At 57.7% G+C, this 23,065-nt stretch carries 18 protein-coding genes and 1 pseudogene; 8 read left to right on the forward strand and 11 right to left on the reverse strand.

The window, feature by feature from the left end; translation table 11 throughout:
• Positions 1 to 2,170: DEAD/DEAH box helicase (locus PVA01S_RS02995; RefSeq protein ID WP_164751716.1), on the forward strand; the 2,170-nt coding region annotated here is incomplete at its 5' end.
• 48 nt (positions 2,171 to 2,218) lie between these two features.
• On the opposite strand, the gene PVA01S_RS03000 is transcribed toward PVA01S_RS02995, so the two are convergent.
• On the reverse strand, positions 2,219 to 3,415 hold the full coding sequence (locus PVA01S_RS03000) for an EAL domain-containing protein (protein WP_164751717.1): 1,197 nt from the start codon (positions 3,413 to 3,415) through the stop codon (positions 2,219 to 2,221).
• 229 nt (positions 3,416 to 3,644) lie between these two features.
• Between PVA01S_RS03000 and PVA01S_RS03005 the strand changes: the two genes are divergently transcribed.
• Positions 3,645 to 6,581 (forward strand): ATP-binding protein, encoded by a 2,937-nt coding sequence (locus PVA01S_RS03005; RefSeq protein ID WP_127605076.1) that lies wholly within the window; start codon positions 3,645 to 3,647, stop codon positions 6,579 to 6,581.
• 38 nt (positions 6,582 to 6,619) lie between these two features.
• Here the strand turns inward: PVA01S_RS03005 and PVA01S_RS03010 are convergent, their stop codons facing one another.
• Entirely contained in the window at positions 6,620 to 7,708 is a 1,089-nt protein-coding gene (locus tag PVA01S_RS03010; RefSeq protein ID WP_127605078.1) for a metallophosphoesterase family protein, read from the reverse strand.
• 179 nt (positions 7,709 to 7,887) lie between these two features.
• Here PVA01S_RS03010 and PVA01S_RS03015 point away from each other — a divergent pair, with 179 nt between their 5' ends.
• Entirely contained in the window at positions 7,888 to 7,977 is a 90-nt protein-coding gene (locus tag PVA01S_RS03015; protein ID WP_127605080.1) for a sporulation protein YjcZ, read from the forward strand.
• A gap of 177 nt (positions 7,978 to 8,154) precedes the next feature.
• Here the strand turns inward: PVA01S_RS03015 and PVA01S_RS03020 are convergent, their stop codons facing one another.
• From PVA01S_RS03020 to PVA01S_RS03035, 4 genes are all read right to left on the reverse strand, one after another.
• Positions 8,155 to 10,383, reverse strand: a complete 2,229-nt coding sequence (locus PVA01S_RS03020) for a methyl-accepting chemotaxis protein (protein ID WP_127605082.1) — start codon at positions 10,381 to 10,383, stop codon at positions 8,155 to 8,157.
• 262 nt (positions 10,384 to 10,645) lie between these two features.
• Complete coding sequence (locus PVA01S_RS03025) at positions 10,646 to 12,238, reverse strand: UDP-glucose--hexose-1-phosphate uridylyltransferase (protein WP_127605084.1); 1,593 nt, start codon at positions 12,236 to 12,238, stop codon at positions 10,646 to 10,648.
• Between the two features lie 157 nt (positions 12,239 to 12,395).
• The gene (gene galE, locus PVA01S_RS03030) at positions 12,396 to 13,382 is read right to left on the reverse strand and encodes a UDP-glucose 4-epimerase GalE (protein ID WP_127605086.1); all 987 of its coding nucleotides are present in this window, start codon (positions 13,380 to 13,382) and stop codon (positions 12,396 to 12,398) included.
• A gap of 19 nt (positions 13,383 to 13,401) precedes the next feature.
• On the reverse strand, positions 13,402 to 14,574 hold the full coding sequence (locus PVA01S_RS03035; protein WP_127605088.1) for a galactokinase: 1,173 nt from the start codon (positions 14,572 to 14,574) through the stop codon (positions 13,402 to 13,404).
• Positions 14,575 to 14,792: 218 nt separating this feature from the next.
• Here PVA01S_RS03035 and PVA01S_RS03040 point away from each other — a divergent pair, with 218 nt between their 5' ends.
• Positions 14,793 to 15,659, forward strand: coding sequence for an AraC family transcriptional regulator (locus PVA01S_RS03040; protein ID WP_054800279.1), 867 nt, complete (start codon positions 14,793 to 14,795; stop codon positions 15,657 to 15,659).
• A gap of 89 nt (positions 15,660 to 15,748) precedes the next feature.
• Here PVA01S_RS03040 and PVA01S_RS27695 read toward each other — a convergent pair whose 3' ends face one another.
• Together PVA01S_RS27695 and PVA01S_RS03045 are read right to left on the reverse strand one after the other, a co-directional pair.
• Complete coding sequence (locus PVA01S_RS27695; protein WP_372814200.1) at positions 15,749 to 16,240, reverse strand: sensor histidine kinase; 492 nt, start codon at positions 16,238 to 16,240, stop codon at positions 15,749 to 15,751.
• Between the two features lie 18 nt (positions 16,241 to 16,258).
• Positions 16,259 to 17,749, reverse strand: a pseudogene (locus tag PVA01S_RS03045) (7TM diverse intracellular signaling domain-containing protein); the annotation flags it as partial.
• 209 nt (positions 17,750 to 17,958) lie between these two features.
• Between PVA01S_RS03045 and PVA01S_RS03050 the strand changes: the two are divergent.
• The gene (locus PVA01S_RS03050; RefSeq protein WP_054800277.1) at positions 17,959 to 18,651 is read left to right on the forward strand and encodes a response regulator transcription factor; all 693 of its coding nucleotides are present in this window, start codon (positions 17,959 to 17,961) and stop codon (positions 18,649 to 18,651) included.
• A 48-nt stretch (positions 18,652 to 18,699) separates the two neighbouring features.
• Here the strand turns inward: PVA01S_RS03050 and rluF are convergent, their stop codons facing one another.
• Positions 18,700 to 19,404: a 23S rRNA pseudouridine(2604) synthase RluF gene (rluF, locus tag PVA01S_RS03055; RefSeq protein WP_127605092.1), complete on the reverse strand. Its 705-nt coding sequence runs from the start codon at positions 19,402 to 19,404 to the stop codon at positions 18,700 to 18,702.
• A gap of 74 nt (positions 19,405 to 19,478) precedes the next feature.
• Here rluF and PVA01S_RS03060 point away from each other — a divergent pair, with 74 nt between their 5' ends.
• Positions 19,479 to 19,883, forward strand: a complete 405-nt coding sequence (locus PVA01S_RS03060; protein WP_054798122.1) for a hypothetical protein — start codon at positions 19,479 to 19,481, stop codon at positions 19,881 to 19,883.
• 410 nt (positions 19,884 to 20,293) lie between these two features.
• Positions 20,294 to 21,067, forward strand: a complete 774-nt coding sequence (locus PVA01S_RS03070; RefSeq protein WP_054800276.1) for a Cof-type HAD-IIB family hydrolase — start codon at positions 20,294 to 20,296, stop codon at positions 21,065 to 21,067.
• Between the two features lie 155 nt (positions 21,068 to 21,222).
• Here the strand turns inward: PVA01S_RS03070 and PVA01S_RS03075 are convergent, their stop codons facing one another.
• Both PVA01S_RS03075 and PVA01S_RS03080 read right to left on the reverse strand, forming a co-directional pair.
• Entirely contained in the window at positions 21,223 to 21,711 is a 489-nt protein-coding gene (locus PVA01S_RS03075; RefSeq protein WP_127605094.1) for a CBO0543 family protein, read from the reverse strand.
• 152 nt (positions 21,712 to 21,863) lie between these two features.
• Positions 21,864 to 22,205, reverse strand: coding sequence for a CBO0543 family protein (locus tag PVA01S_RS03080; RefSeq protein WP_127605096.1), 342 nt, complete (start codon positions 22,203 to 22,205; stop codon positions 21,864 to 21,866).
• Between the two features lie 279 nt (positions 22,206 to 22,484).
• On the opposite strand from PVA01S_RS03080, the gene PVA01S_RS03085 reads away from it, so the two are divergent.
• Positions 22,485 to 22,949, forward strand: coding sequence for a hypothetical protein (locus PVA01S_RS03085; RefSeq protein ID WP_127605098.1), 465 nt, complete (start codon positions 22,485 to 22,487; stop codon positions 22,947 to 22,949).
• Positions 22,950 to 23,065: the final 116 nt, after the last annotated feature.

Consider the following 23,065-nt stretch of genomic DNA (forward strand, 5'->3'; position numbering starts at 1 on the left):
TGCGTGGCCGCCAACCGATGCGGCGGCAAGCGCGCTGCCGGAGGCGTGGCGGCCGCATATCGGCCGCGCCGTGCGCGATGCGTCCAAGTGGACGCGGATGGTGCCGTGGCTGGCCGCAGAAGGCCAGACGCTGCGCAGCACGCTGACGCCGGACGAGGCGTGGGAGCTGCTGTCACAAGGCAGCCTGCGCTTGATGGAAGCCGGTTATTCCGTCTTCCTGCCGGCCTGGTGGGACCGGATTCGCAAATGGCGTCCGCGCCTCAAGGCGAAGATCAAATCGTCGGTCGGCAGCGGCCCGCAATCGATGCTCGGGTTGAACCAGCTCATGCAGTTCGACTGGAAAATCGCGCTGGGGGATCTCGAACTGACCGAGGACGAATTCCGCGAGCTGCTCGCTCAAAACCGCAAGCTCGTGCAAATTAACGGGCAATGGGTGCAGCTTGACCCGGTTCATCTGGCGCAGCTGCAGCAGGTCATGAATCAGGTGCAGAAGAAGCAGGGCCTCTCTCTGCGGGACGTGCTGGAACTGCATCTGCTAGGGTCCTCCGAAGGCGAAGAGGACCTCGATTTTCATCGCTCGCTAAATATGGAAGTGGAGCTCAACGAGCAGCTGCAGGAGCTGGTCGATCTGCTGAATCATACGAAGCGCCCGCCGCTGCAAGAACCGCCGCTTTCGTTTCGCGGCACGCTGCGGCCTTATCAGATCGAAGGCATCTCCTGGCTGCTCTTCCTGCGGCAATGCGGCCTTGGCGGCTGCCTGGCCGACGATATGGGGCTCGGGAAAACGATCCAAATGATCACGTACCTGCTCCATCTGCGCGAGCAGCGCATCGCCGCCGAAGCGAACGGCCATGCGCCGGCCGCGGCCACGACGCCCACCCTGCTCATCTGTCCTACCTCGGTGCTCGGGAATTGGCAGAAAGAGCTGCAGCGCTTTGCGCCGGACCTGCGGGTTCACCTGCACTACGGTCCGAACCGCGCCAAGGGCGACGCGTTCATGGAGGCGTGCCTGGATTGCGACATCGTGCTGACGACGTATACCTTGTCACACCTGGATGAAACAGAGCTTGCCGCCATCGAATGGGAATCGATTTGCCTGGATGAAGCCCAGAACATCAAGAACGCCTACACGAAGCAGGCGTCCTCCATCCGTACGCTGCAAGGGCGGCACCGGATCGCGTTAACCGGGACGCCGATCGAGAACCGGTTGACCGAGCTGTGGTCGATATTCGACTTTTTGAACCCCGGTTATCTCGGCACGCTTCGGGAATTCACCCATCGGTACGTGAACGCCATCGAGCGGACGCAGGACGCCGAGCTGATCGCTAAAGTGCAGCGGCTTATTCGTCCGTTCCTGCTGCGCAGGGTCAAGAAGGATCCGTCCATCCAGCTCGATCTGCCGGATAAATACGAATACAAGTCGTACGTATCGTTGACGACGGAGCAAGCGAGCGTTTACGAGAACTACATCCGCGACATGTTCGAGCGGCTCGACAAGCTGACGGCCATGGAACGCCGGGGGCTGATCCTGGCCGCCTTGACGAAGCTGAAGCAAATTTGCAACCATCCCGGGCTGATCGAATCGGGGAAAGCGGCCCGCTTGTCATGGAGACACCGTTCGAACAAGGTCGAGCGGTTGATCGAGATGGTGCACGAGCTGAGGCAGGAAGGCGATAAATGTTTGATTTTTACACAGTTTGTCGAAACGGGGTACTTGCTGCAGCAGGCGCTTGGGGAAGAATTCGGGCGGCCGATTCCGTTCCTGCACGGCGGTACCGCCAAAGCCGACCGTGACCGGATGATCGAGGCGTTCCAAGAGAGCGAGGCGGACCATCCGGACGACGCGGGAATCTTCCTGCTTTCGCTGAAGGCGGGAGGGACGGGGCTGAACTTGACTGCAGCCAATCACGTCTTTCATTTTGACCGGTGGTGGAACCCCGCCGTCGAGAATCAGGCGACCGACCGGGCGTTCCGGATTGGCCAAACCCGCCACGTGCAGGTGCACAAATTTGTAACGCTGGGCACGCTGGAGGAGCGGATCGACGAGATGATCGACAAGAAGCTCGGGTTAAGCCAGCAAATCGTAGGCACCGGCGAGCAGTGGATTACCGAGCTGTCGACGGATGATCTGAAGGAGCTGTTCGCTTTGCGGAGCGAATGGGTCGATTAAAATGGCAGCGACCGGGCACGGGACTGTACCTTCGCCTGGTGCGCCCAGTTAAATCGTCAAATCAAAAAACAAATAACAGGCTCCGCCCAGCGGACACGAATAGGTCTGCATGGTCAGAGAGCTGTCAAGATCGGTATAAGGCTGTGACAGACATCCCTGCCGTTGGTGTTTCATTTGCAGCACGGTAGGGATGAAGTACGGCCGCCAGATCCAGTTGGATTCTTGATAACGAACGTCTCGGCTCCAGCTCCCGTCCGCTTCGCGCGAGAAGTTCGAGGACACCTGAAACCCCTCTTCCTTGCAGATGTATATACGGACCACGTTCGCACCGACGTGCGGCAGCAGCTTGCCGATCAGCGCATCGGCGTCTGCCGATGAACGGATTTCTACGGAAGACGGCACCAGGCCGCTCAACCTTTCCGTTGCCGCGAACAAGCGGTGCTGGCGGTCCAGCTCGCTATGCGTAAACACGGCGATACTCTCCCGAAGCAGCCCTTCGTAAGCATCTTCCTGCTGCAGGTCCGCCTCAGCCTGCGAGAACAGATACCCTTGCACGTAGCGCGCCCCCACCTGCAGGGCATGATTCAAATCTCCCTTCGTTTCCACCCCCTCCACGAGCAGCGAAGCGCCCATTTGCGCGGCCAGAATGGAGAATGAGTTCAAGACGGCGTTGTATCCGTGGTCTACGGCGCTTTTTTTCAACAATTTTAAATCGATTTTCAGAATGTGCGGCTTCACACTGGCGATCCGATCATAATTGCTGTAACCGCTGCCGATGTCATCGACTGCAATCAGACAGCCGGCCTCGCGGTACTGCCCGATCATCTCCGACAGCTCGTCGAGTCCGCCCGTGAAATCCTCCTCCGTAATTTCGATCACGATGCGCGAAGGATCCAGCCCGTGACGCCTCATCATCTGCAAGGTCGGCAGCTCTCGCTTCTCCCGGTATATGCGATGGATCCAGGACGGCTTAAGATTGATAAACAGCTTGGCATCGGAATCCGCATTCGCCATGCGCCCGATAGCCCGCGACCGAATAATCCGATCGATCCGCAAATGCTCGGCTTCACTGTACGACGTGTTCTGAAAAAAGGGGCCCAGGCTGCGTACTATGCCGGGACTGACCCGGCGCCCGAGCGCCTCATATCCGATAATGCGCTGCGTCTGCAAAGACAAGACCGGCTGGAAATAAGGAAACGTTTCGGCAGCAGGAGGTAACGGTGCTCGCAGATCCGGATCGATCATACTCTTCATCCTCCATCACCCTCTGAATGTGTTATTTTATTTCACCAAATTATGATAGAGAATATAACATGCAATGATGATTACTAATTCTAAAGCAGCGGCGGCCGTCGTGCAATCAGGAGCTGCGCGTTGCTCCAAAATGAAGCAATCGCTACCCGAGAGGAATTCGCTGTACAATTGTCGAATAATGGGAGATGACTTTTTATTTTACCTCAGGGGTGGTTATGCAATGAATATACTCCGCTCCAAGATGCCTATTGTTTATTCGGCTATCATCGTCTGCCTCGTTACGGTGGTCAGCGTATCCAGCTTCATTGCCTCCGCCAATACCGAAGCCAAGCTGGAGAACCTCGTCAGCGGAGTCATTCCCCTGAACAATCTGGCTGAACATCTGCTGGTCGACTTCATTCATATGGAGACGGGCTTGCGCGGGTACGAAATATCGGGCGACGACAAGTTCCTGGAGCCTTATCATGCCGGTAAGGCGCAACTTGAGCTCGATCTCCGCGCGCTGTCCGATTATCAACAACAATACGATCGTCTCGATACTGTGATGACCGTCGAGGCGCTTCCGTCGATCCGGCAGTTGCAAGATTATTACGCCGGGCAACTTGATTTGATAAGAGACGGCCGGAGAGACACCGCTCTACAGAGCGTATCGATCGGCAAGACGTATATGGACCGGTTTCGGGCCGCACATGGTAAGGTGATGGACGAAATCGATCAAATCGCCCTCGACGCGCATCAATCGGCCCATAACGCCAAACGTCTGGCGCGCATTATCCTTGTGATCGGAGGCGCGGCCGACGCTATTGCCGTCATCCTCTCCGTCATTATCTTCAGACGCGCCGCCCGGGCCGAGAAGGCGCTGCGCCACAGCGAGGAGACGTACCGCTTCATGGCGGAGAGCCTGGAGACGCAGAACGAGGAAATCATCGCGCAGCAGGAAGAGCAAGAGTCGACGCTGGAGAAGCTGTCCGAGCGCGAACGCGAGCTGGAAGCCATTACCGGATATCAGGAAAAGCTGACCGGAGCTACACATTTGGACGCGTTCCTGAACACCTCCGTGCCCGCCCTGCTCGAAACGCTGCAGCTCGATGCCGCCATGCTCGTCGTCAATAAAGCGGCTTTGGACGAAGCTCGAGGCGGCCACAGCGACAGCGATAATCCTAGCGATACGGCGGGCAATCCTTTATTTGAAACGATTTACGCCATCGGCTATCCGTCCAGCCTTCCCGCTTCGCGTCAAAGCGAATTATACGGCACCGCTCGGCGCGTTCTGCTGGAGAAGCGGATGCTGGAATCGGTCCGCAACGTGTCCGAGCAGGAACGCGGGTTCCACCTGGGCATTCGGCAAGCTGCCGATTATTATTTCCCGCTCCTGAACGACCGGCAGGAAAGCATCGGATTTCTGCTGTTGACCGGCTACCTTACGTCCTCCTCCAACCAGAAGGTACGCCTCGCTCAGGGCTTAATCCGCCAGTTCGGGCTCGCCTTTATGGCGCAGCAAACGAATGAGGCGCGCCGGCGGCAGAGTGTGAAGCTGGAGCAATTAAACGAACAGCTGCAGCAAGAGAAGCGGATGATCGAGGAGCAGCGCGACTTGATCGAGAACATTTTGGAATCCGCGCACGAAGGCATGATCATGTGCGACAGGCATGGTCATATCCTATTTCTTAATCAGCGCATGAAAAACTTCCTCGACATCTCGCATGAGGTCGGGGAATCCATCGTCACGGCCATTCGAATTTGGAACGACACCCCGACGAGCGGCCAAATCTTGTCTTCCGTGGAAGGATTGCTGAGGGGCAGAACGGAAAATATTACAGAACGCTTCTTCTATACGACCGACGATGGCCAGATGCGCCACGTCGAATTGTACGCCACGAAGATGGGCGATTCGTCCAAACGGCCCGACTCCGGCTTCCTCTTCGTCGTACGCGATCGTACGGAGGAAGAGAAAATCGACGAGATGAAGAACGAATTTATAAGCACCGTCTCGCATGAACTGCGAACGCCGCTTTCCAGCGTGCTGGGCTTCATCGAAATTATGCTGCATCGCCAGCTGACGCCGGAGAAGCAGCGCAAATATTTGCAAACCGTGTACAAGGAAGCGGGCCGTTTGTCCACGCTTATTAACGACTTCCTGGATTTGCAGCGGATGGAATCCGGCAAACAGGCCTATCATTTCGTTCCCGTCGAATTGGGCGCGCTGCTGCGGGAGGTCGCCGAGCCATGGAAGGCGGAGCAAACGCATGAAATCCGGCTGCACAGACCCGAACGGGAGGTGTGGGTGCGGGGCGACGCCGACCGGCTGATGCAGGTGGCGCACAATCTGATCAGCAACGCCGTCAAGTATTCTCCCCAAGCGAACCGTGTTGACATCACGATACGCGAGAACGGGAGTACCGTCAGCTTCGAGGTACAGGACTACGGGCTTGGCATACCGGAAGAAGCGAAGGGCAGCATGTTCACCAAATTTTTCCGCGTAGATAACTCCGACCGGCGGCAGATCGGCGGTACCGGCCTCGGTCTGTCTATCGTCCGCGAGATTATGGACGCCCATCAAGGCTCCATCCATTTCGAGTCGACGATGGGAGAGGGCAGCGTGTTCACCGTTACCTTGAACGCTTATCAGGTCGGAAATGCCGAAGGCAGTATTCTGCTGCTGGAAGACGATGACAATGCCGCCAAGCTGATTCAAGTCGCTTTGATGAAGCTGCAAATCCCGACGATTCACGTGCGCTCCGCCGAAGAAGGGCTTCTTGCACTGGAACGCGTCGATCAATATCCGCCGCGGCTGTGCATCGTGGACATTCATTTAAAGGGGCCCCAATCGGGGTGGGATTTCCTGACCGAGCTGTACAGGCATCCCAAGTTTCACCGCACGCCGGTTATCGTCTCCACGGCGCTCGAGCCGCCGCACGACTATTACGAGAAGGATTCGGAGAAATATTTGCGCAAGCCGTTTACCGTAAATAAACTGCTTCAGGTCGCCGAGCATCTCATGTTTCATAACGATCGCCGCCCGGCATATATTTTCCCGCCGCAGGACGAAAGCCTTATTCGCAGCCGGCTGGCCCAGAGCGGCATCGAGATTGAATCGATTACGACAGGCAGCGATCATATCCAGATTGAACCGACGCTGAAGCAAGGCACGGTTTGACGCGCAGGTCAAATAGACGGTACGCATGTTCGTACCGTCTATTTGGGCATGTCCGGTGCGGCGGCTCGCCACATGCCTCGCTCAAAGCGGCACTCCGTCCGGGTTATCCAACGCCCCTGCCGGAAATCGCGGCCGCGAATGACAACGTGGTCCTGCTCCACACGTACGACCAGCCCCTCGCTTCGGTCGTCGGCGCTTCCGGAAGCTTCAGCCGGTCCCTCATATTCCGGGCGGCTGACCGATGACCCGGCTACGGACAATAGCCGGTCCGCGACGACAGTCCCGGACTGCCCCAGCCCCGCATGCGTATGGCCGGAGAACACAATCACCCGCGGATGCCGCGACAGTATGTCCCGAAGCTCGCGGTGCTGCACGACACCGCGCCCGCGTCCGCTTCCGGCTACCGTATTCGGCAGCGGTTGATGCAGAAACACGAAGATCGGCTGTCCGGAAGGCTCCTCCGCCTGCAGCCGCCGCTCCAGCCAACGAAGCTGCTCCTCGCTAAGGAACGCATCTTCACCGTAAGACGGATCGGATAGCCGGTATCGCTCCGAACCCAGGAATAGAAACAAGCGATCGTGCAGGCTCCGTTCCCGGCACACCTTCGGTTGGCCGGTGAAGCGCAGAAACCGTCCGATGGCCGCCTCTTCCGTCTCTCCGTTCGGGAATCCTTTCGGCCGCCATTGCCGATTGGCCCCGTGCCACATCCGGTAAAACTCGTGATTGCCGAGCGTGAAGTGAATTTCGCCCGGATGCGGACGTTCGGATAACAGCCGCTGCAGCGTCCTATAGTCCTCCGGGTCGCCGTCGCCCAAATCGCCGTTCAGCACGAGCGCCTCCGCTTCAGGCGCCGCACCGTGCAAGTCGTCGAGCGCCCGCTCAAATTTCCGGATCGCCTGGCGATCCCAGCTCTGCACGTGAATGTCGCTTAGCACCGCGAAGGTCAGCGGCGATGAGCGGCCGGCCGCGGGCGGCGTGAGAGATCCGGGTGCAGCAGAATGCGCATTCGGGCCCGCAGCCTCCCAAAGCTCGCCTGAGCGGCCGGCCGCCATGCTTCCGGCTGCGGGCTGTGCGCCCAACAGCCAGACGCAGACGGCCGCGCGAAGCAAGCTTCCAAGAAAACTCACAGCTCATCCCTCCCTTTCATCGATATGCCTCTAATATGCGATATTTCCCCAGTTTTTAGAACCGCTATAGGCATCCGCTGAAAAATCAGGGACGGTGACATTGGCCCAATCCGCTCCTGCACCCCCGACATAAGATGTATGGTGTGAAAGCACAAAACCACCTTAAGGAGGAAACAACAATGTCACATGTAGGTCACGGTTTCACTTCCACGGGCGTAATTCTGGTACTCTTCATTCTGCTGGTCATCGTCAGCCGCGCGTTTTTATAATTGATAAATGCGGTTCGGGCCGTCACAGGCCTCGGGCCTTCTACCTAATCGGCCACAACAACGGTCAGGAAGATGTACGGAGCTCTACTGCGCAGCGCTCGATTGACCCCCCAAAAAAGGCGTCCGGCTCATAAGAGCCGGACGCCTTTGCCTAGCGCTGCCGTAAATGTCTTCGCGCTAGCGGATGCGCGTATCGTTAAGCCGGAACTGATTGACGAGGTGCTCCAAGAACGCCGTAATCGCTTCGACACGTTTGGACGTCAGCTTCACCTGCACCGTGTCCGTAATCAGCTCCTGGACATTCCCCTCGACTTCCCGGGAGATGACGCGGTTGTCTTTACTGATTTCGGCGATCCGCTCCATCAGCTTCACCACTTCGTCGATAACCTGCGTTTTCAACGAATCGTTGCTGGAGGCGCTGTTCAGCAGCTCGGAAGCGGCCGCTACGAGCAGACTCCCTTCTTCCACCACCTTGGTGCCTTCCCCCATCGAAATAAACGCCTGCTCCGCATTGGTGTAAATATGCTGTACCGTCTCATGGATTTCTTCCGTTGAACGCCGGGTCAAGTCGGCCAGCTTGCGGATCTCGGTAGCGACGACGGCAAAACCTTTGCCGTGCTCGCCGACGCGGGCGGCTTCAATGGCGGCGTTCAACGCCAGCAGGTTCGTCCTGGATGAAATTTCCTCAATAACCTGCAGTACGTTTTTAATTTGCTGGGTCGTTTCCATGAACGTCGAGATCGTCCGATTCGTCTCTTCGACCTTGGCGGAAATGTGCGCCATCTTGTCCCCGATCCGCTCGACCTCGTTCTGCGCGACGGCGATTTGACCCGAAGCGTTAGCCTCGATGACGCGCAGCGTCTCCTTCATCTCTTCAACCGCATCTTTTGCTTGGTCGATATCGCGCAGCTGCTTGCGAAGGCTGCCGATCATATCATTAATCTTGCCGCTCATTCGATCCGTCGATTCCGCCGTCGTATCCGTCGATTCGTTCAGCAGCCGCTGGCTCGACAGCACGTCGGCCGCCGCCCGTTTCACTTGAAGCATGACCCCCTCGAGCGAGTCGATCATGTTGTTGATCCACTTGGCCAGCTCCCGGGATTCGTCGCCTTGGAACATCTCCGGCTTCAGACGCTGCGTCAAGTCGCCCTTCCCTTCGGCGTTCATGCGGATAAACCGCTGAATCTGATGTAAATGCCTCGCAAGCGGCGCGCTTCCTTTGCCATAGATCACCCAGGCCGTCACCAAACCGATCGCCAGCTGCAGAAGCCCTGCGGCCGCTCCCGCAAGCCAGAACGGGACGTCCGCGCTTGCCGCCAGCCAACCGATCAGCCCTGCGGCGGCCACACAGCCCGACACGATCCAAGGCAGTTGAAGACGGAACATCCGCCAGTTCGTGCCCCGAACCCGGTATACTTCCTCCAAATCGCCTTCGCACATCATCCCCCAGAGGTCCGGGCAATGCGGCAGCCGGAACGTGACGCCTTTACCGATAACCGGAATGTGCCGATAGTCCGAATAACCGGGAAATTCAACGAATAAATTGCTGCCGTTCTTAATCGTGTTCGCTACGCCGGGATGAAGATCGCCGGTCGCCGGATCGGTAAACCGCAGCTCCAGCTCGGTATGCTCCTTCACCGTCACTTGGCCCCAATCCGTGGTGACGCCGTCCTTCAAATTTTCCCCGTGCGTAAACGTCCGGTCCTCGAACCGGCTGCGCGAAAGCGCCGTGCCGGGAGCGATGTGCGTCTGCAGCCCGGCGGAAGCCATGAACAAATAGTTATCGCCCGAGTCGGGGTACACGTGCCCGGATTCGCGTTGAATCAAATCGCCGATCACGTCGTTAGGCACGCGTCCGCACAAGGCGCCTCGCCATACGCCCGACTCGACGATCGGCACGATAAACAGCAGGGTCATGGCATCGTGAAACGACGAGGTGCTCGGTCCGATCTTCAGCGTCGTCGGGTCGCTGTAAGGGCCGAATAAGCATTTGCGCCCTTCCACTCCGGATCCGGCATAACTGAGCCCCAGACCAATCACGCTTTGCTCGCCATAGACCGTGGTACGATGTGCCGGATACGTGGAGAAGACCACTTCATTTTGTTCATTTAACAGAAAAATTTCAGAAAAATCCGGAGCCCGCTGACGCATCGAGGTGCAGTGACCTTCCCATTGCTCCGGCTCCGGCTGCCGCCACAGCGGCGTCTCCGACGCTGCGGAACCCTGCAGCAAAGCAAGCAAGCGGTCCAAATGTCCCCAATATTCATTAGCCCAATCAATCAACAACTCTTTGCGGGTAGAAGCGATGCCCTCGAAAATGTCCTCGACATCTTTCTTTAACCCGCGATTCAGACGATACGACCACCAAAGCGGAAGCCCTTTTTGAAAACCAAGCCAATCAAACATATGCACCCTCCAAATCCTCAACTAGAATGCTTTTCTCTGTATGTCATATATCATAACATAAATAATATAACTTTCGTCGCATTATATGTGAAATTTATACATAAAATTTTGTGTTTTCTTCCCCCCTACCCAGACCTTTGACTCTGCCGCCCCTACACGCATAGTGCCTTGGAACCAAGAGCCCGCTGCATGCAAAGAACAGGACCCGGCGGTGCATGTTGCCGTGCACGACCAAGTCCTGTTCCCTGTTTGTTTTCGCTGTTTAAGCCTCAAAGCCGAGGTGCCGAATAAATCGTCGGAACCCTTCCCGGCCCCGTTCGCCGTACTTGTACACGCCCGCGTCGCGAAGCACAGCCTCGAACTTGCGGCCGACTTCCTCGCGCAGCGCCTGCTCCGCTTGCCCGCGGGACAGGCCTTTCCCGTATTTCGCCGCCAATTCGGCCAGCCACGGCGCATGCTTATGCAGCGGATGGCTTTCATCCCCCTGGATCCGCTCATCCAGCTCCGCTTCGCCGGTGAATAGAGCCGCCGCTTGCTCAAGCTCGTCCTTGAGGCGTCCCGGCAGTACGGCGAGCCCCATCACTTCGATCAGCCCGATGTTCTCCTTCTTGATATGGTGCAGCTCCCGATGCGGATGGAAAATGCCGTCAGGATGCGCTTCGCTGGTCCGGTTATTGCGAAGCACCAAGTCCAGCTCGTACTCCCCCGCTTCGTTGTTGCGCGCGATCGGCGTAATCGTGTTGTGCGGCACCCGCGTCCCGTCCGGCGCATCGCTGAAAGCGAGAATGTCACAGTCCGGATCGCTGTAAACGCGCCATGCGTCCAGAATCGCACCGGCCAGTTCCAGCAGCTGCACCCGGTCACGGCTTGATATGCGGAGGACCGACATCGGCCACTTCACCACGCCAAGCTTCACCCCGCCGTAGGACGGATGCCGGAACCGCTCTTCCACCGGGGCCAACTCCATCGGAAACCGGTGCCGCCCGCCCTGAAAGTGATCGTGGCTCAAGATCGACCCGCCGACGATCGGCAAATCCGCATTGGACCCGACAAAATAATGCGGGAACCGCTCCACGAAATCGAGCAGCCGCTCGAACGTATGCCTCGAGATGATCATCGGACGATGCTCTTTATCGAAAATGATGCTGTGTTCGTTGTAGTAGACGTAAGGCGAATATTGAAAACACCATGGTTCCCCGGTCAGCTCAAGCGGAATGACGCGCAGGTTTTGCCGAGCGGGGTGATTGAGCCGGCCGGCATACCCGATGTTCTCGACACAGAGCAAGCACTTCGGATAGCGGCTTTGCTTCGCATTTTTGAGCATTGCGATTTCCTTCGGGTCCTTCTCCGGCTTGGACAAGTTTACCGTAATTTCCAGGCTGCCGAAATCGGTCGAGGCGAGCCAGTACAGATTCCTGCGAATGCGGTCCATACGAATATAGTTCGAGTCGATGCTCAGCCGGTAGAAATCGGCCGTCGCGCGCTCGATTCCGTCCCGCTCGGCCGTTGCCCAGAAGCGATGAATCAGCTCGGACGGGCGCGGCATGATAACGCCCATGATGCGGGCGTCCAGCAAATCGCGCAGCGTCGTGTTGTCGTCCTCGAGCATACCGGCTGCGGCTGCGTAGTCGAGCAGCGGCTCCAGCAGCTCGCTGACGTCTTCGCCGGGCGCAGCCGGCAGCTCCCCCGCATACGGCTCGTCAAGACGCAGCAAGTCGAGCAGCCCGTTGCGCGCCGCATACAAGTCCGGCGGCTCCAGCAGCTTGCGCCGGAGGCCGAACTGCAGAAGCCGTTCCACATCGCAGGATGCCTTCCGGCGCAGCGCTTCGATCTCTTGTTCGCGTTCGTTTTGCATGTGCTCTACACCCCTAGGTAAAGTCTTAAAGCCCATCGCTTCACGGCCTCCTGGCGAAATAGCGGAGCTCCGATTAACTCCGGCACGGCACGGTATTTCCGGGTTTACAGCTTGCCCGCCCCCGGGCGCATTTCCAGCACTCCCCGCGTCCGGACGTCTACGCCTCGTAGCCGGTCGGGCGGCTTTGGTGCCATGCCCACGCCGAAGCGATGATGCGCTCCAGCCGGTCGCGCTTTGGCCGCCAGCCGAGCTCCTCGCGCGTCCGTTCGGACGAGGCCACAAGCACCGCCGGATCTCCGGCGCGGCGCGCCTCCACGACCGCCGGGATCGGATGGCCGGTCACCTGCCGGGCAATCTCAATCACTTCCTTGACCGAGAAGCCTATGCCGTTGCCGAGGTTGTATATGCGGCTCTCGCCGCCCCTGAGCAGCTTCTTCACCGCCAAGATATGCGCGTCTGCAAGATCGGACACGTGGATATAATCACGGATGCACGTGCCGTCCGGCGTCGCGTAATCTTCGCCGAACACCGAGATGTGCGGGCGCTGGCCGAGCGCCACCTGAAGGATGATCGGCACCAGATGCGTCTCGGGATCGTGATCTTCCCCGATCCGCCCGCTTTCATGCGCGCCGGCCGCGTTAAAATAACGCAGCGATACGTACTTGATGCCGTGTGCGGCGTCAAACCACTTCATCATGTTCTCCATCGCCAGCTTCGTTTCGCCGTAAGCGTTCGTCGGCAGCGTGCGGTCCGTCTCGAGAATCGGAATGTTCTCCGGCTCGCCGTAGGCCGCCGCCGTAGAGGAGAAAACGATTTTGTTCACGCCGTGCTCGTTCATCTTCTCCAGCAGACACAAAGTGCCGTATACGTTATTGTGATAATACTTGGCCGGGTTCTGCATACTTTCCCCAACGAGCGAGTTCGCCGCAAAATGAATGACCGCGTCGATCGCGTTCTCCCGGAACACCGTGTCCAAGAAGTCCTTATCCCGGATATCCCCGACGTACAGCTTACCTCCGAGCACCGCCTCGCGATGGCCCTGTTCCAGGTTGTCGACGATTACAACCTCCTCGTTCTTCGCCAGCAGCTCTGCCACCGTATGCGAACCGATGTAGCCCGCGCCGCCTGTCACCAATACAGCCATGGTCCTCTTTGCCTCCTGCTTATTCGATTTCTTTCACGCCGTCCCCGATGTCACCTACGTAAAAGCTGGCTTTCAAACCGGTCTTGTCTTCATACAAACGGCCTACTTCATCGATAAACCGGTCAATGCTGTCCTCGTGGACCAGCGATACCGTGCAGCCGCCGAAGCCCGCGCCGGTCATCCGTGCGCCAAGCACGCCGGGCACCTGCCAAGCCGCCTCGACCATCGAGTCGAGCTCGAAGCCTGTCACTTCATACAAATCGCGCAGCGATTCGTGGGAACCGTTCATCAGTCGGCCGAACGCCGCCAAATCCCCACGCTCCAGCACTTCGATCGATTGCAGCACGCGATCGATCTCTTCCGCCACGTGGCGGGCGCGCCTCTTCACAACTTTGTCCGCAATCAAGTGCTGCGCTTCGTTGAACTGCGCGAGCGTGAGCTGTCCGAGCAGCGTGAGCTCGGGATACCTCGCCTGCAGGTCGCGCACCGCTTGCTCGCACTGCGAACGGCGCTCGTTGTAGGCCGAATCGACCAACCCGCGCTTTTTATTCGTATTGCCGATCACCAGCCTATACGCACCGCTTTGGAAAGGAACGTGCTTATATTCCAGCGTATCGCACATCAACAGCACCGCATGATCCTTCTTCCCCATCGCTACCGCGAATTGGTCCATAATGCCGCACTTCACGCCGATGAAGTCGTTCTCCGCCTTCTGAGCGAGCCGGGCGATCTGTACCTGATCCGTCGGCTGCCCCTCCATCGTCAGCAGACCGAAAGCCGTGACGACCTCGATCGAAGCCGAGGAGGAAAGACCGGCCCCGTTCGGAATCGCTCCGCTGAACAGGATGTCGTAGCCGCCGACCGCAACGCCGCGCTGCTGCAGCTCCCGGATCACGCCTTTCGGGTAGTTCATCCAGCCGTCCTCCGGGTTGTTCTCCAGCGATTGAATGGAAATATGTTGGTGTCGTTCAAAGTTGGTCGAGGCGAATCCGACAAGCTCGTCGTCCCGTTTGCGGAGCAGCATCGTCGTGCCGAACGTCAGCGCCGCCGGAAACACGTACCCTCCGTTATAATCGGTGTGCTCCCCGATCAAATTAACGCGCCCCGGCGCGTGAAACACACGGATCGGATGCGGATTTTCCGCCCCGTATAAAGCTACAAACCGTTCTTTTAACGCTTCAATATCGGCCATCGCGGCTCACCTCAGGCGATTAGAATAGGGTTGCTGTGCAAATTTCGCCGAATCGCGGCATACAATCTTGCATTCATTGCTTTTAGTATAGCCAGGCCGGACGCGGGAAACTATGGAATGATGTCAGCTGGATATGGAAAAATGTTAGATTCCCATGGTATACTTACGGCGACATCGGAAGTCGGCCCTTGTCCGACTACCCTGAAGGAGGGATCGCGGTGGCCGCTTACGACAAACGCGCCGATAGCTACTACGTCGTATCCAACCCGAATGCGTCTCAGGAACATGGCGGTCTCGTCGTCCTATTCGCCGGCAACAGCCAGACAAAGCCCGGGCACAGGCCCGGGCCGAAGGTCGTCGATTACTATTTGTTTCATCACGTGCTGTCCGGGCGCGGAACATATATGTGCGCGGGGCAAACACATGAACTCGGCGCAGGCGACACGTTCCTGATCGAGCCCGGGACACTGATCCAATATATGGCAGACTACGATCGCCCGTGGCATTATCGCTGGATGGCCTTCGATGGCCCGGAAGCGGCGCGGATGCTTGCCGGGATCGGCCTCAGCTCGCTGCAGCCGATTGTGCGGACGGGCGGCAACCGCGGCATCGCGGCCTTGTTCCAGCAAGCGCAGGAAGCGTTCCAGGCGCGGACCCCCGGGGCTGGACTGAAAGCCACGGGCTGCCTGCATCTGCTGCTGGCCGAATTCGCCGAGACGCTGCAGCCCGCGGAGCCGCGTCTCCCGGACACGGCGACAGGCGGCGAACGAACGGTGCGGCAGGCGCTGCAGTACTTGTCGGCCCAATACGCGGAGCCGATTACCATCGAGCTGATGGCCGAGACGCTCGGCTACAATCGGGCCTACTTGTCCACCTTGTTCAAGGAGCATACCGGCGTCAGCCCCGTCACGTTCCTGCTCCGTCTGCGGCTTGACAAAGCGCGCCGCCTGCTGCGCGAGCGGCCCGAGCTCACCGTAGAGCAAATCGCCTCCTCGGTAGGCTTCCAAGATCCGCTTCACTTCTCTAAACAGTTCAAGCGCCAGTACCAGACGTCTCCTTCCGAGTACCGCCGCTCGCTCCTTTAGTCGGCGGCCCGGATCATCGCGGACATCTGCGCTTCCTGCCGATCAGCGCGCCCGGGGCCTCCGCGCGAAGCAGCCGCCGATCAAGCGGTTCACTTGACCAGCGGCAGCATGAAAGCGATGCACGCCCCTTGACCGAGCCGGCTTTGAGCCCAGATGCGGCCGCCGTGGAAATCGACGATTTCCTTGGCGATCGCAAGACCGAGACCGCTGCCGCCGCCGGACGTATTGCGCGACTTGTCCTTTTTATAGAAACGGTCGAAGATGTACGGCAAATCCTCGGGCGCAATGCCCGTTCCGTTATCCTGCACCTGCACCACGAGCGAATGCTCGTCCACGATAAAATGCAACTGGATCAGCCCGCCCTGCGGCGTATGCTTCACCGCGTTGTAGATGATGTTGGTCAGCACCTGATCGATCCGGTTGGTGTCGACCTTGACAAGTGCCGGCCGGCCGTCTCCCGGGTGCAGGATATACGAAGCGGTCTCGAAGCGAAGCCCGCCTCCGGCCAACTCCAGCTCGTACCGCTCGTCGAAAAAGCGGAACAGCTCGTCCGTGCTGACCGTATGAATGTCGAATTCCATCTGACGCGCTTCAAGCTTCGACAGCTGGAACAAATCCTGGATCAGCCGATTCAATCCGGTAATGCGGTTGTGGATCAGCTTCAAATATTTCTGCTGCTGCTCCTGCTGTACGACACCGTCCATCAACGCTTCGACATATCCTTGAATGAGCGTCATCGGAGTGCCGAGGTCGTGCGAGATGTTGCTGAGCAGATGCCGCCGGGATGTCTCCATCCGGGCCAAATCCTCGTTCACCTGCCCCAGGCTGCGGTTGATCCGTTCCAGCTCAGCCGTGCGGTCGCGAATCTTCTGCTCCAGGCCCGCGTTCATCTCGCGCATCTGCCGGGACAACGACTCCACCGAGGCGATAGCCTTCGTCGACCGGACGCTAAGCACGAACGAAGCCAGCATCGCGCCGGCGAATAAGCCGATGAACGCCACTTCCCCGGTATGGAGGTATTGAGGATCGAACCACTTTTTGACGGACACCGCCGCGATATATGCGGCGGTACCGAGGATAACGAAGGTCGCCCCTTCCCGCCCGCGATAGAGCGCTACAGCTAAGCAGAAGACGATATACACGCCGGAGACCATCGTCGCCAACTCGAAATACGGCACCATATAGGTCATCCAAGGGACGGGCAGTACGATGACAAGTACCGTGCACGTCATGCCGAGTCCGAACATCAGCCGAACGGCGGCGCGTTTCACTTCCTGCGGATAGAGCAGGTGCACGAACATGACGATCGCCGGAATGCTGAGGAAAAAGCAAACCGATTCGATCTTCTTCCCGACGAGCCAATCCAGATTCGGCATCCAGTAATAAATGACGCCTGCCTCCAGGAATGGCGCTCGAATGCCTACAAGCAGGCAAAACAATCCGAAATAAAACGATTCCCTTTCCTTCCTTCGCAGCAGATACAACACCATGTAGTGAATGCCCATGGCGAGCAGCCCGCCGACCATGATCGTCTCAATCGACAAATTCGTCTGCAGCTCCGCATCGATCCGCTCAGGAAGCCCTAATATAGGGGAATCCTGCATGCCCCCGCTGAAGCAATGGAAATTGGACACCTGTACGACCAGCTCCAGCGTCGGACCCGGGGAGCCGATCAGCAGCGTCCGCGGCGAAAACTTTGGCTGCGAGCCGTTCGCATCCTTGCCGACCTGACCGACCTGCCCCAACAGCTCGCCGTTCACCCATACGGTATAGGCCGTTTCGACATAAGGCATTTTCAACGCATACGTTCTCGGTTGCCCATCCAGTGCGACCATCAGCCTATACGTGCCGTACCCGCTGCCGCTTGCTTTCCCTCCGTTCACGGCTGCACCGTTCCAGGCGCCAGGCACCCGGATATAAGAAGACTCCGGCCGTTCCCCGGCGTGAAGCTGATCAGGCGTCAGCAGAGCCCCCCAATAGAACTCCCACTCGCCCTCCAGCCGAACGTACGGCCCGCCTGCCCAGTCGTAGCCGCTCAGCGATAATTCGCCGCGATTCGCCTGTCCCGCATACTCGTTGGACGCGGCCATAGGCCGATAGCCGGATACCGACGTGAGCAGGGCAAACAAAAGTATGGAAATAAACACCCGAAACCATTTATAATAAAAGATGTTTCTGGAAATCGATACCACTTTCTTTCTTGTTGGTTATTGCCAATTCTGTCTATTATCGTATATGAAACCACAAGTTTTGGGAATGGGGAATTCAACAGCGGACGGCTATTTGGAGGAGAAACTCGATGTCTGGAGAAAAAATATTAATCGTAGACGACGAAACGGAAATTGTCGAATTAATTACACTTTATTTGGAAAAAGAGGGCTACGAAGTATTAAGCTCTTCGAACGGAGCGGAAGCGGTCGAGATGGTGCAGGAGCACCGGCCCGATCTGGTCATCCTCGACATCTTGCTGCCCGAGCTGGACGGCATTGAAGTATGCCGGCAAATCCGGAAGCACTACACGACGCCGATTTTGTTCCTGAGCTGCAAGAGCGAAGACATGGACATCATTCTCGGCTTCAGCATCGGCGGCGACGATTACATGACGAAGCCGTTCAGCCCGGGTCAATTGGTCGCCCGGGTGAAGGCGCACCTGCGCCGCAGCCATCTGTTAGAGCAGCACAAGGAAGAAGCCCAATTTCTCTCGTTCCCCGGCCTTGAGATGGACTTGCTCAGCCGGACGGTCCGCGTGAACGGCCAGCTTGCGCCGCTCTCGTCGAAGGAGTTCGACCTGCTCCTGCATCTGGCCCGCACGCCGGGCAAAGTGCTGTCGCTGGAGCAGCTGTACAAAATGACCTGGGGCGTCGACAGCAACGGCGATACGCGCACCCTGCTTGTCCATATCAGCAACCTGCGCAAGAAGATCGAGCCGAATCCGGCCGATCCCCAATATATTTTGACCGTTCGCGGGATCGGCTACAAATTCAACCACTGATGCGGAATGCCCGGCAGTCGGGGATTACGGCGACCGGCTTGCCGCCAATCACCGCGAAGGCTCATGATCAATGCGGCGCAGCAATTCGGCCAATTCGTCCGGCGCCAGATCGCGCCACTTGCCTACCGGCAGGCCGCCAAGTTTAATGTTCATGATGCGCGTCCGCTTCAACCGGCGCACCTCGTACCCGAAGGCGGCGCACATGCGGCGAATTTGGCGGTTGAGCCCCTGCGTCAAGATGATGCGGAACGTCCGCTCGTCCATCCGGTGAACGACGCACGGCTTGGTAACGGCGCCTAAGATATGGACCCCGCCGGCCATCCCTTGCAGGAACGAAGCCGTAATCGGCCGATCGACCGTGACGATGTATTCCTTCTCGTGCTCGTTCTCCGCGCGCAAAATTTTGTTGACGATGTCGCCGTCGTTCGTCATCAAGATCAGACCTTCCGAGTCCTTGTCCAGACGGCCGATCGGGAAGATCCGTTCGCGGTGTCCGACAAAATCGACGATATTGCCGCGTACGTGGCGCTCCGTCGTACTCGTGATGCCTACCGGCTTGTGCAGCGCTATATACACGGCCGGCTTCTTCGCACGGATCGGCCTGCCGTCGATGCGCACATCGTCGCCCTCGCCCACCTGGCTGCCCAGCTCCGCCTTAACGCCGTTGATCGTGATGCGCCCGGCCTCGACCAGCTTGTCCACTTCTCGTCTGGAACAAAGCCCGGTTTCGCTAATATATTTATTGATTCGCATACCGTACTCTCGCTTTCCGTTTTCGATCGATGATCTATTTATCTATCATACCATGGTTGTGGGGGAATGCTGGAATGACGTATCCGGCCAAAACCGTATTTTACTTCAGCTTTTACATGTTTGCGCTCAGCTTGACGCTGCTCTTGGCCCCGGGCCTGTTGTCCGGTCTGCTCGGCTATACGGCGGAGAGCTATATTTGGCTCCGGCTGATCGGCCTGTTCCTGCTGTACCTGGCGTTCGATTATTTCCAGGCGGCGCGGGAGAACATGCGCGGCTTCTTCTACCTGACCGTGTACACGCGGGCTTCGATCCTGTTGTTCATGATCGTCTTCGTGTCATTCGGCTGGCTGAAGCCGATTTTCGTTGCGCTTAGCCTGATCGACTTCAGCGGAGCGGTCTGGACGTGGAGAGCCTTGAAACGAACGGAACGTCATCGCTCTCGCCCGTCTGAACCCGTCAGGACCGCAGATGGCGCATAAGGCGAGCTCGCTGGCGGCCGCCCGCTACACCGTCCTCCGCTCCATCAGCCGGTAAGAAGCCCGTGTGTTTCGGCTTGGTCCGTGCGGCCGGTGACGCGATCGTGCAGCAGCCGCGGGTACGGTCGTGACGGACACGCCGGCCGTGCGGGCGATCTGTTTGATGTTGGCCATAGCCAAGCCCCATGTAGAGCCGTTCTGCGAAAAAATCGCTTGACATGAAATGCATTTCACAAGATAAGCTGATTTTCGAAGCGCAAAGCGGCCAGGCTCGCGGATGCGCTTCGCCAGGCGGCGGGACAGCGGGACAACGCTCGGCCTATAGACGATGGGGGAGCATTTTCAGGATGCCCGCTTCCGAGGCCAGGCGGGACGGCTGCCGCACAATGCCATCACCCGGAGGTGTATAAACCATGAACGAGACCATCGTATTTTTCGATATCGACGGCACGCTGCTTGACGAGCGCAACCGTCTGCCCCAAACGACCAAACAGGCCATCGGGCTGCTGCAGCGCAGCGGTATCCGAACCGCTATCGCAACCGGCCGGACGCCCAGTCAATTCGAGTGGATCCGCGAGGAGCTGAACATCGACACCTACGTGTCGGCCAACGGCCAATACGTCGTGTACGAAGGCCGTGAGATATACGCCCACCGGTTGCCGCCGGATCGGCTTCGCGACATGTGCGAATTCGCGGAGGAACGCGGACACTGTCTGGCGTTCAGCAGTCATGCGATGCTGTGCGCATCCCATGCGGCTCATCCGCTGATCGACGCCAGCTTCGGGGCGCTCAGCTTGGAATACCCGCCTGTCGATCCGCTCTTTTATACCCATTCGCCCGTATATCAAGCGTACCTGTTCTGCCCGGTGGAGGAAGAGCCGCTTTATACGGCCCGCTTCCCCGAATACCGGTATCACCGCTGGCACCGGTTAGCAGCCGACGTCATGCCCGCAGGCGGCTCGAAAGCAGTGGGCATTCAGAAGCTGCTGGAAGCGGTCGGCGCTGCGCCAGCCCAATGTTACGCCTTCGGCGACGGCTTGAACGATAAAGAAATGCTTGCTTGGGTAGGCACCGGCATCGCCATGGGCAACGCCTCCGACGAAGTGAAGGCCGTCGCCGACCGTGTCACCGCTACCAGTTCCGAAGACGGCATTTGGCACGGGTTAAAGCAAGTCGGTTTAATCTGATTGTTCATCATCATTATACCTGCTGTCCGGGCCGCCGTTCAATCGTACGCGACCGCAGGACCGACGGCCGGTCGGTTGACCGAAAGAGGCCGCTGCAGCAGCAACCGAACCATCGGGCTGACGCAGCGGCCTTACCTGTACCTGTACATCCAAGCTTATTTCACCGGTTTGACCGGTTTCCTGTCTTTGAAAAAAAGAACGGCGGCCCGTCGCGTAAGCCAGAACACGAACGCTTCGGAGACAAAGGTCCAATACCAGTCCCACAGACGGACGTACCGAATCAACAGCGTATATTTTTGGATCATATATTCGGCTATCGTCAATGCGGAACAGAACAGCACATAGTAGCCGATTCGCTTCCAGACCGGTGCGCCTTCCGGATACCGCGCAGTAAACAACGCGCACAGGACCGGCAGCGCCAAGTATTCGAAGATAAGGCTCGTTCGGTTAACTTGATGCAATTCCCGCACCGGGTATTCGATGAGCCCGAGCTCAACCACCAGCAGCCCCAAAATCCAAGCCGGCAGACCCGCAAATAGAAATACGAAATTCGCCTTTAATCGCTGTTCCTTCGGAATAAGCCAAATGATGCCAAATGAGATCATGACGACGGTAATTAATATTAAACGTTCCAGCCAATACATAGGACACCTAGCTTCTCAACGCTTCAAATTTCCCGTGAAACCAATTTACGTACCGATAGACGAGCGCATATTCCAGCCCTACGATTAGCGTCACCGTCAGGGCGTTGATCGACAAAAACCCCACGGTATTCGTATACCGGGAAAGCATCGATTTAAAAAAGCCCCATGGTTACCGCGAATATCGCGTATTGCATCCATTTGCGGCTTCGTTCCCTCTTGTGAGGATAAGTCATATAAAAAACGGTAAAAGCCGCCGGGCTGAACAAATAACTGAATTCAAAGCCGTTGTCCGTCGCCCGGGAAAAAAAGTGAACCGGATACTCCGCCAGCTTGAACAGAACGATCAGAAAGTCGATCCCCCACGAAAGCGTTTGGTACGCCAGGAATGCGGCAGCCGCCTTGCGAAAGTTACCCCGACGGAGAACCGAAGCCAGTAAGGCTACCGATAGCAACATGATCCCCCATTGGACGATCACGTCGAATTGCAGCAGCATAGGTCCCTCCTATTCGTGAATGAAGAGGCGCCAGACCGGTCTCCGCTACTTATACTGTTGTCACCGCTCCGTCATTTTATTCAATTTTTTTGGAAATAAAATGAAGAGTGACTCGCGAATAATCCCGGTTTTTGGAAAAAATACAGGTATTTTGGCCCCTTTCTCCCCTAACCTGGTTTCATGCTTGTCCATGACGGGTAAATACAGGGTACTCGGTTCCACAGCGGTCCTCAGGGATCAAATGAGGGCGCCGAAGTTTCTATCGAAGGAGTGTTCCGTATGTCCCGTAAAAAAACGCTGCCGTCGATCGCCAAACCGTTTGCCCATGTGCACAGCATGCTCGCTGTTGTAGGCTTTACCGAATCGTCCGCTAAAGAAGGCACCGTCTACGAACTGTCGTTTCGCGACCCTGTGACATTGAAGGAATATCCGTTTCGCGTTTACGCGCATACCCTGGAGAACGGGATGACGCACATCAATTTGAACGAAGCGGCCTTTGCGGCCCGGGGCTATGTTCCCGATCCCGTGGCGGACGCAGCTGATGACATTATGGTCGATCTCGCGCAATATTTGGAGAATGGCCCGGTCAAGAAGAAGTCGGCGTCGACGTCGATTGAACACGCCATGAACGGGCAGATGGCAGGCAATGAGGAAGATGTCAAGCGACTGGGCCATGTGATGGCCAAGATGCCGACAAACGCCCAAGTGCGCGAGAATGGTATGATTCCCGACCCGATTCAGTAATAAGCATTGTTGTACACGCACGCCAAGAGCCTCCGCCGGATGGAATTCGGTTTCGGGGGCTCTTTTTGCAGTTCGTCCACCTGCACAAAAGTGTCGAAGCTTGCGAATACATTAAA

Source organism: Paenibacillus validus NBRC 15382, from assembly GCF_004000985.1.
Taxonomy (GTDB): Bacteria; Bacillota; Bacilli; order Paenibacillales; family NBRC-103111; genus Paenibacillus_G; species Paenibacillus_G validus.

What these genes read in the sequence shown, in the direction of transcription:
- PVA01S_RS03085 (WP_127605098.1), top strand. Translation starts at nt 22,485, where the DNA reads ATGTCCCGTAAAAAAACGCTGCCGTCGATCGCCAAACCGTTTGCCCAT.
- PVA01S_RS03005 (WP_127605076.1), top strand. Translation starts at nt 3,645, where the DNA reads ATGAATATACTCCGCTCCAAGATGCCTATTGTTTATTCGGCTATCATC.
- PVA01S_RS03020 (WP_127605082.1), bottom strand. Translation starts at nt 10,383, where the DNA reads ATGTTTGATTGGCTTGGTTTTCAAAAAGGGCTTCCGCTTTGGTGGTCG.
- PVA01S_RS03070 (WP_054800276.1), top strand. Translation starts at nt 20,294, where the DNA reads ATGAACGAGACCATCGTATTTTTCGATATCGACGGCACGCTGCTTGAC.
- PVA01S_RS03015 (WP_127605080.1), top strand. Translation starts at nt 7,888, where the DNA reads ATGTCACATGTAGGTCACGGTTTCACTTCCACGGGCGTAATTCTGGTA.
- rluF (WP_127605092.1), bottom strand. Translation starts at nt 19,404, where the DNA reads ATGCGAATCAATAAATATATTAGCGAAACCGGGCTTTGTTCCAGACGA.
- PVA01S_RS03060 (WP_054798122.1), top strand. Translation starts at nt 19,479, where the DNA reads ATGACGTATCCGGCCAAAACCGTATTTTACTTCAGCTTTTACATGTTT.
- PVA01S_RS03050 (WP_054800277.1), top strand. Translation starts at nt 17,959, where the DNA reads ATGTCTGGAGAAAAAATATTAATCGTAGACGACGAAACGGAAATTGTC.
- PVA01S_RS27695 (WP_372814200.1), bottom strand. Translation starts at nt 16,240, where the DNA reads ATGGAATTCGACATTCATACGGTCAGCACGGACGAGCTGTTCCGCTTT.
- PVA01S_RS03075 (WP_127605094.1), bottom strand. Translation starts at nt 21,711, where the DNA reads ATGTATTGGCTGGAACGTTTAATATTAATTACCGTCGTCATGATCTCA.
- PVA01S_RS03025 (WP_127605084.1), bottom strand. Translation starts at nt 12,238, where the DNA reads ATGCAAAACGAACGCGAACAAGAGATCGAAGCGCTGCGCCGGAAGGCA.
- PVA01S_RS03000 (WP_164751717.1), bottom strand. Translation starts at nt 3,415, where the DNA reads ATGATCGATCCGGATCTGCGAGCACCGTTACCTCCTGCTGCCGAAACG.
- PVA01S_RS03035 (WP_127605088.1), bottom strand. Translation starts at nt 14,574, where the DNA reads ATGGCCGATATTGAAGCGTTAAAAGAACGGTTTGTAGCTTTATACGGG.
- PVA01S_RS03080 (WP_127605096.1), bottom strand. Translation starts at nt 22,205, where the DNA reads ATGCTGCTGCAATTCGACGTGATCGTCCAATGGGGGATCATGTTGCTA.
- galE (WP_127605086.1), bottom strand. Translation starts at nt 13,382, where the DNA reads ATGGCTGTATTGGTGACAGGCGGCGCGGGCTACATCGGTTCGCATACG.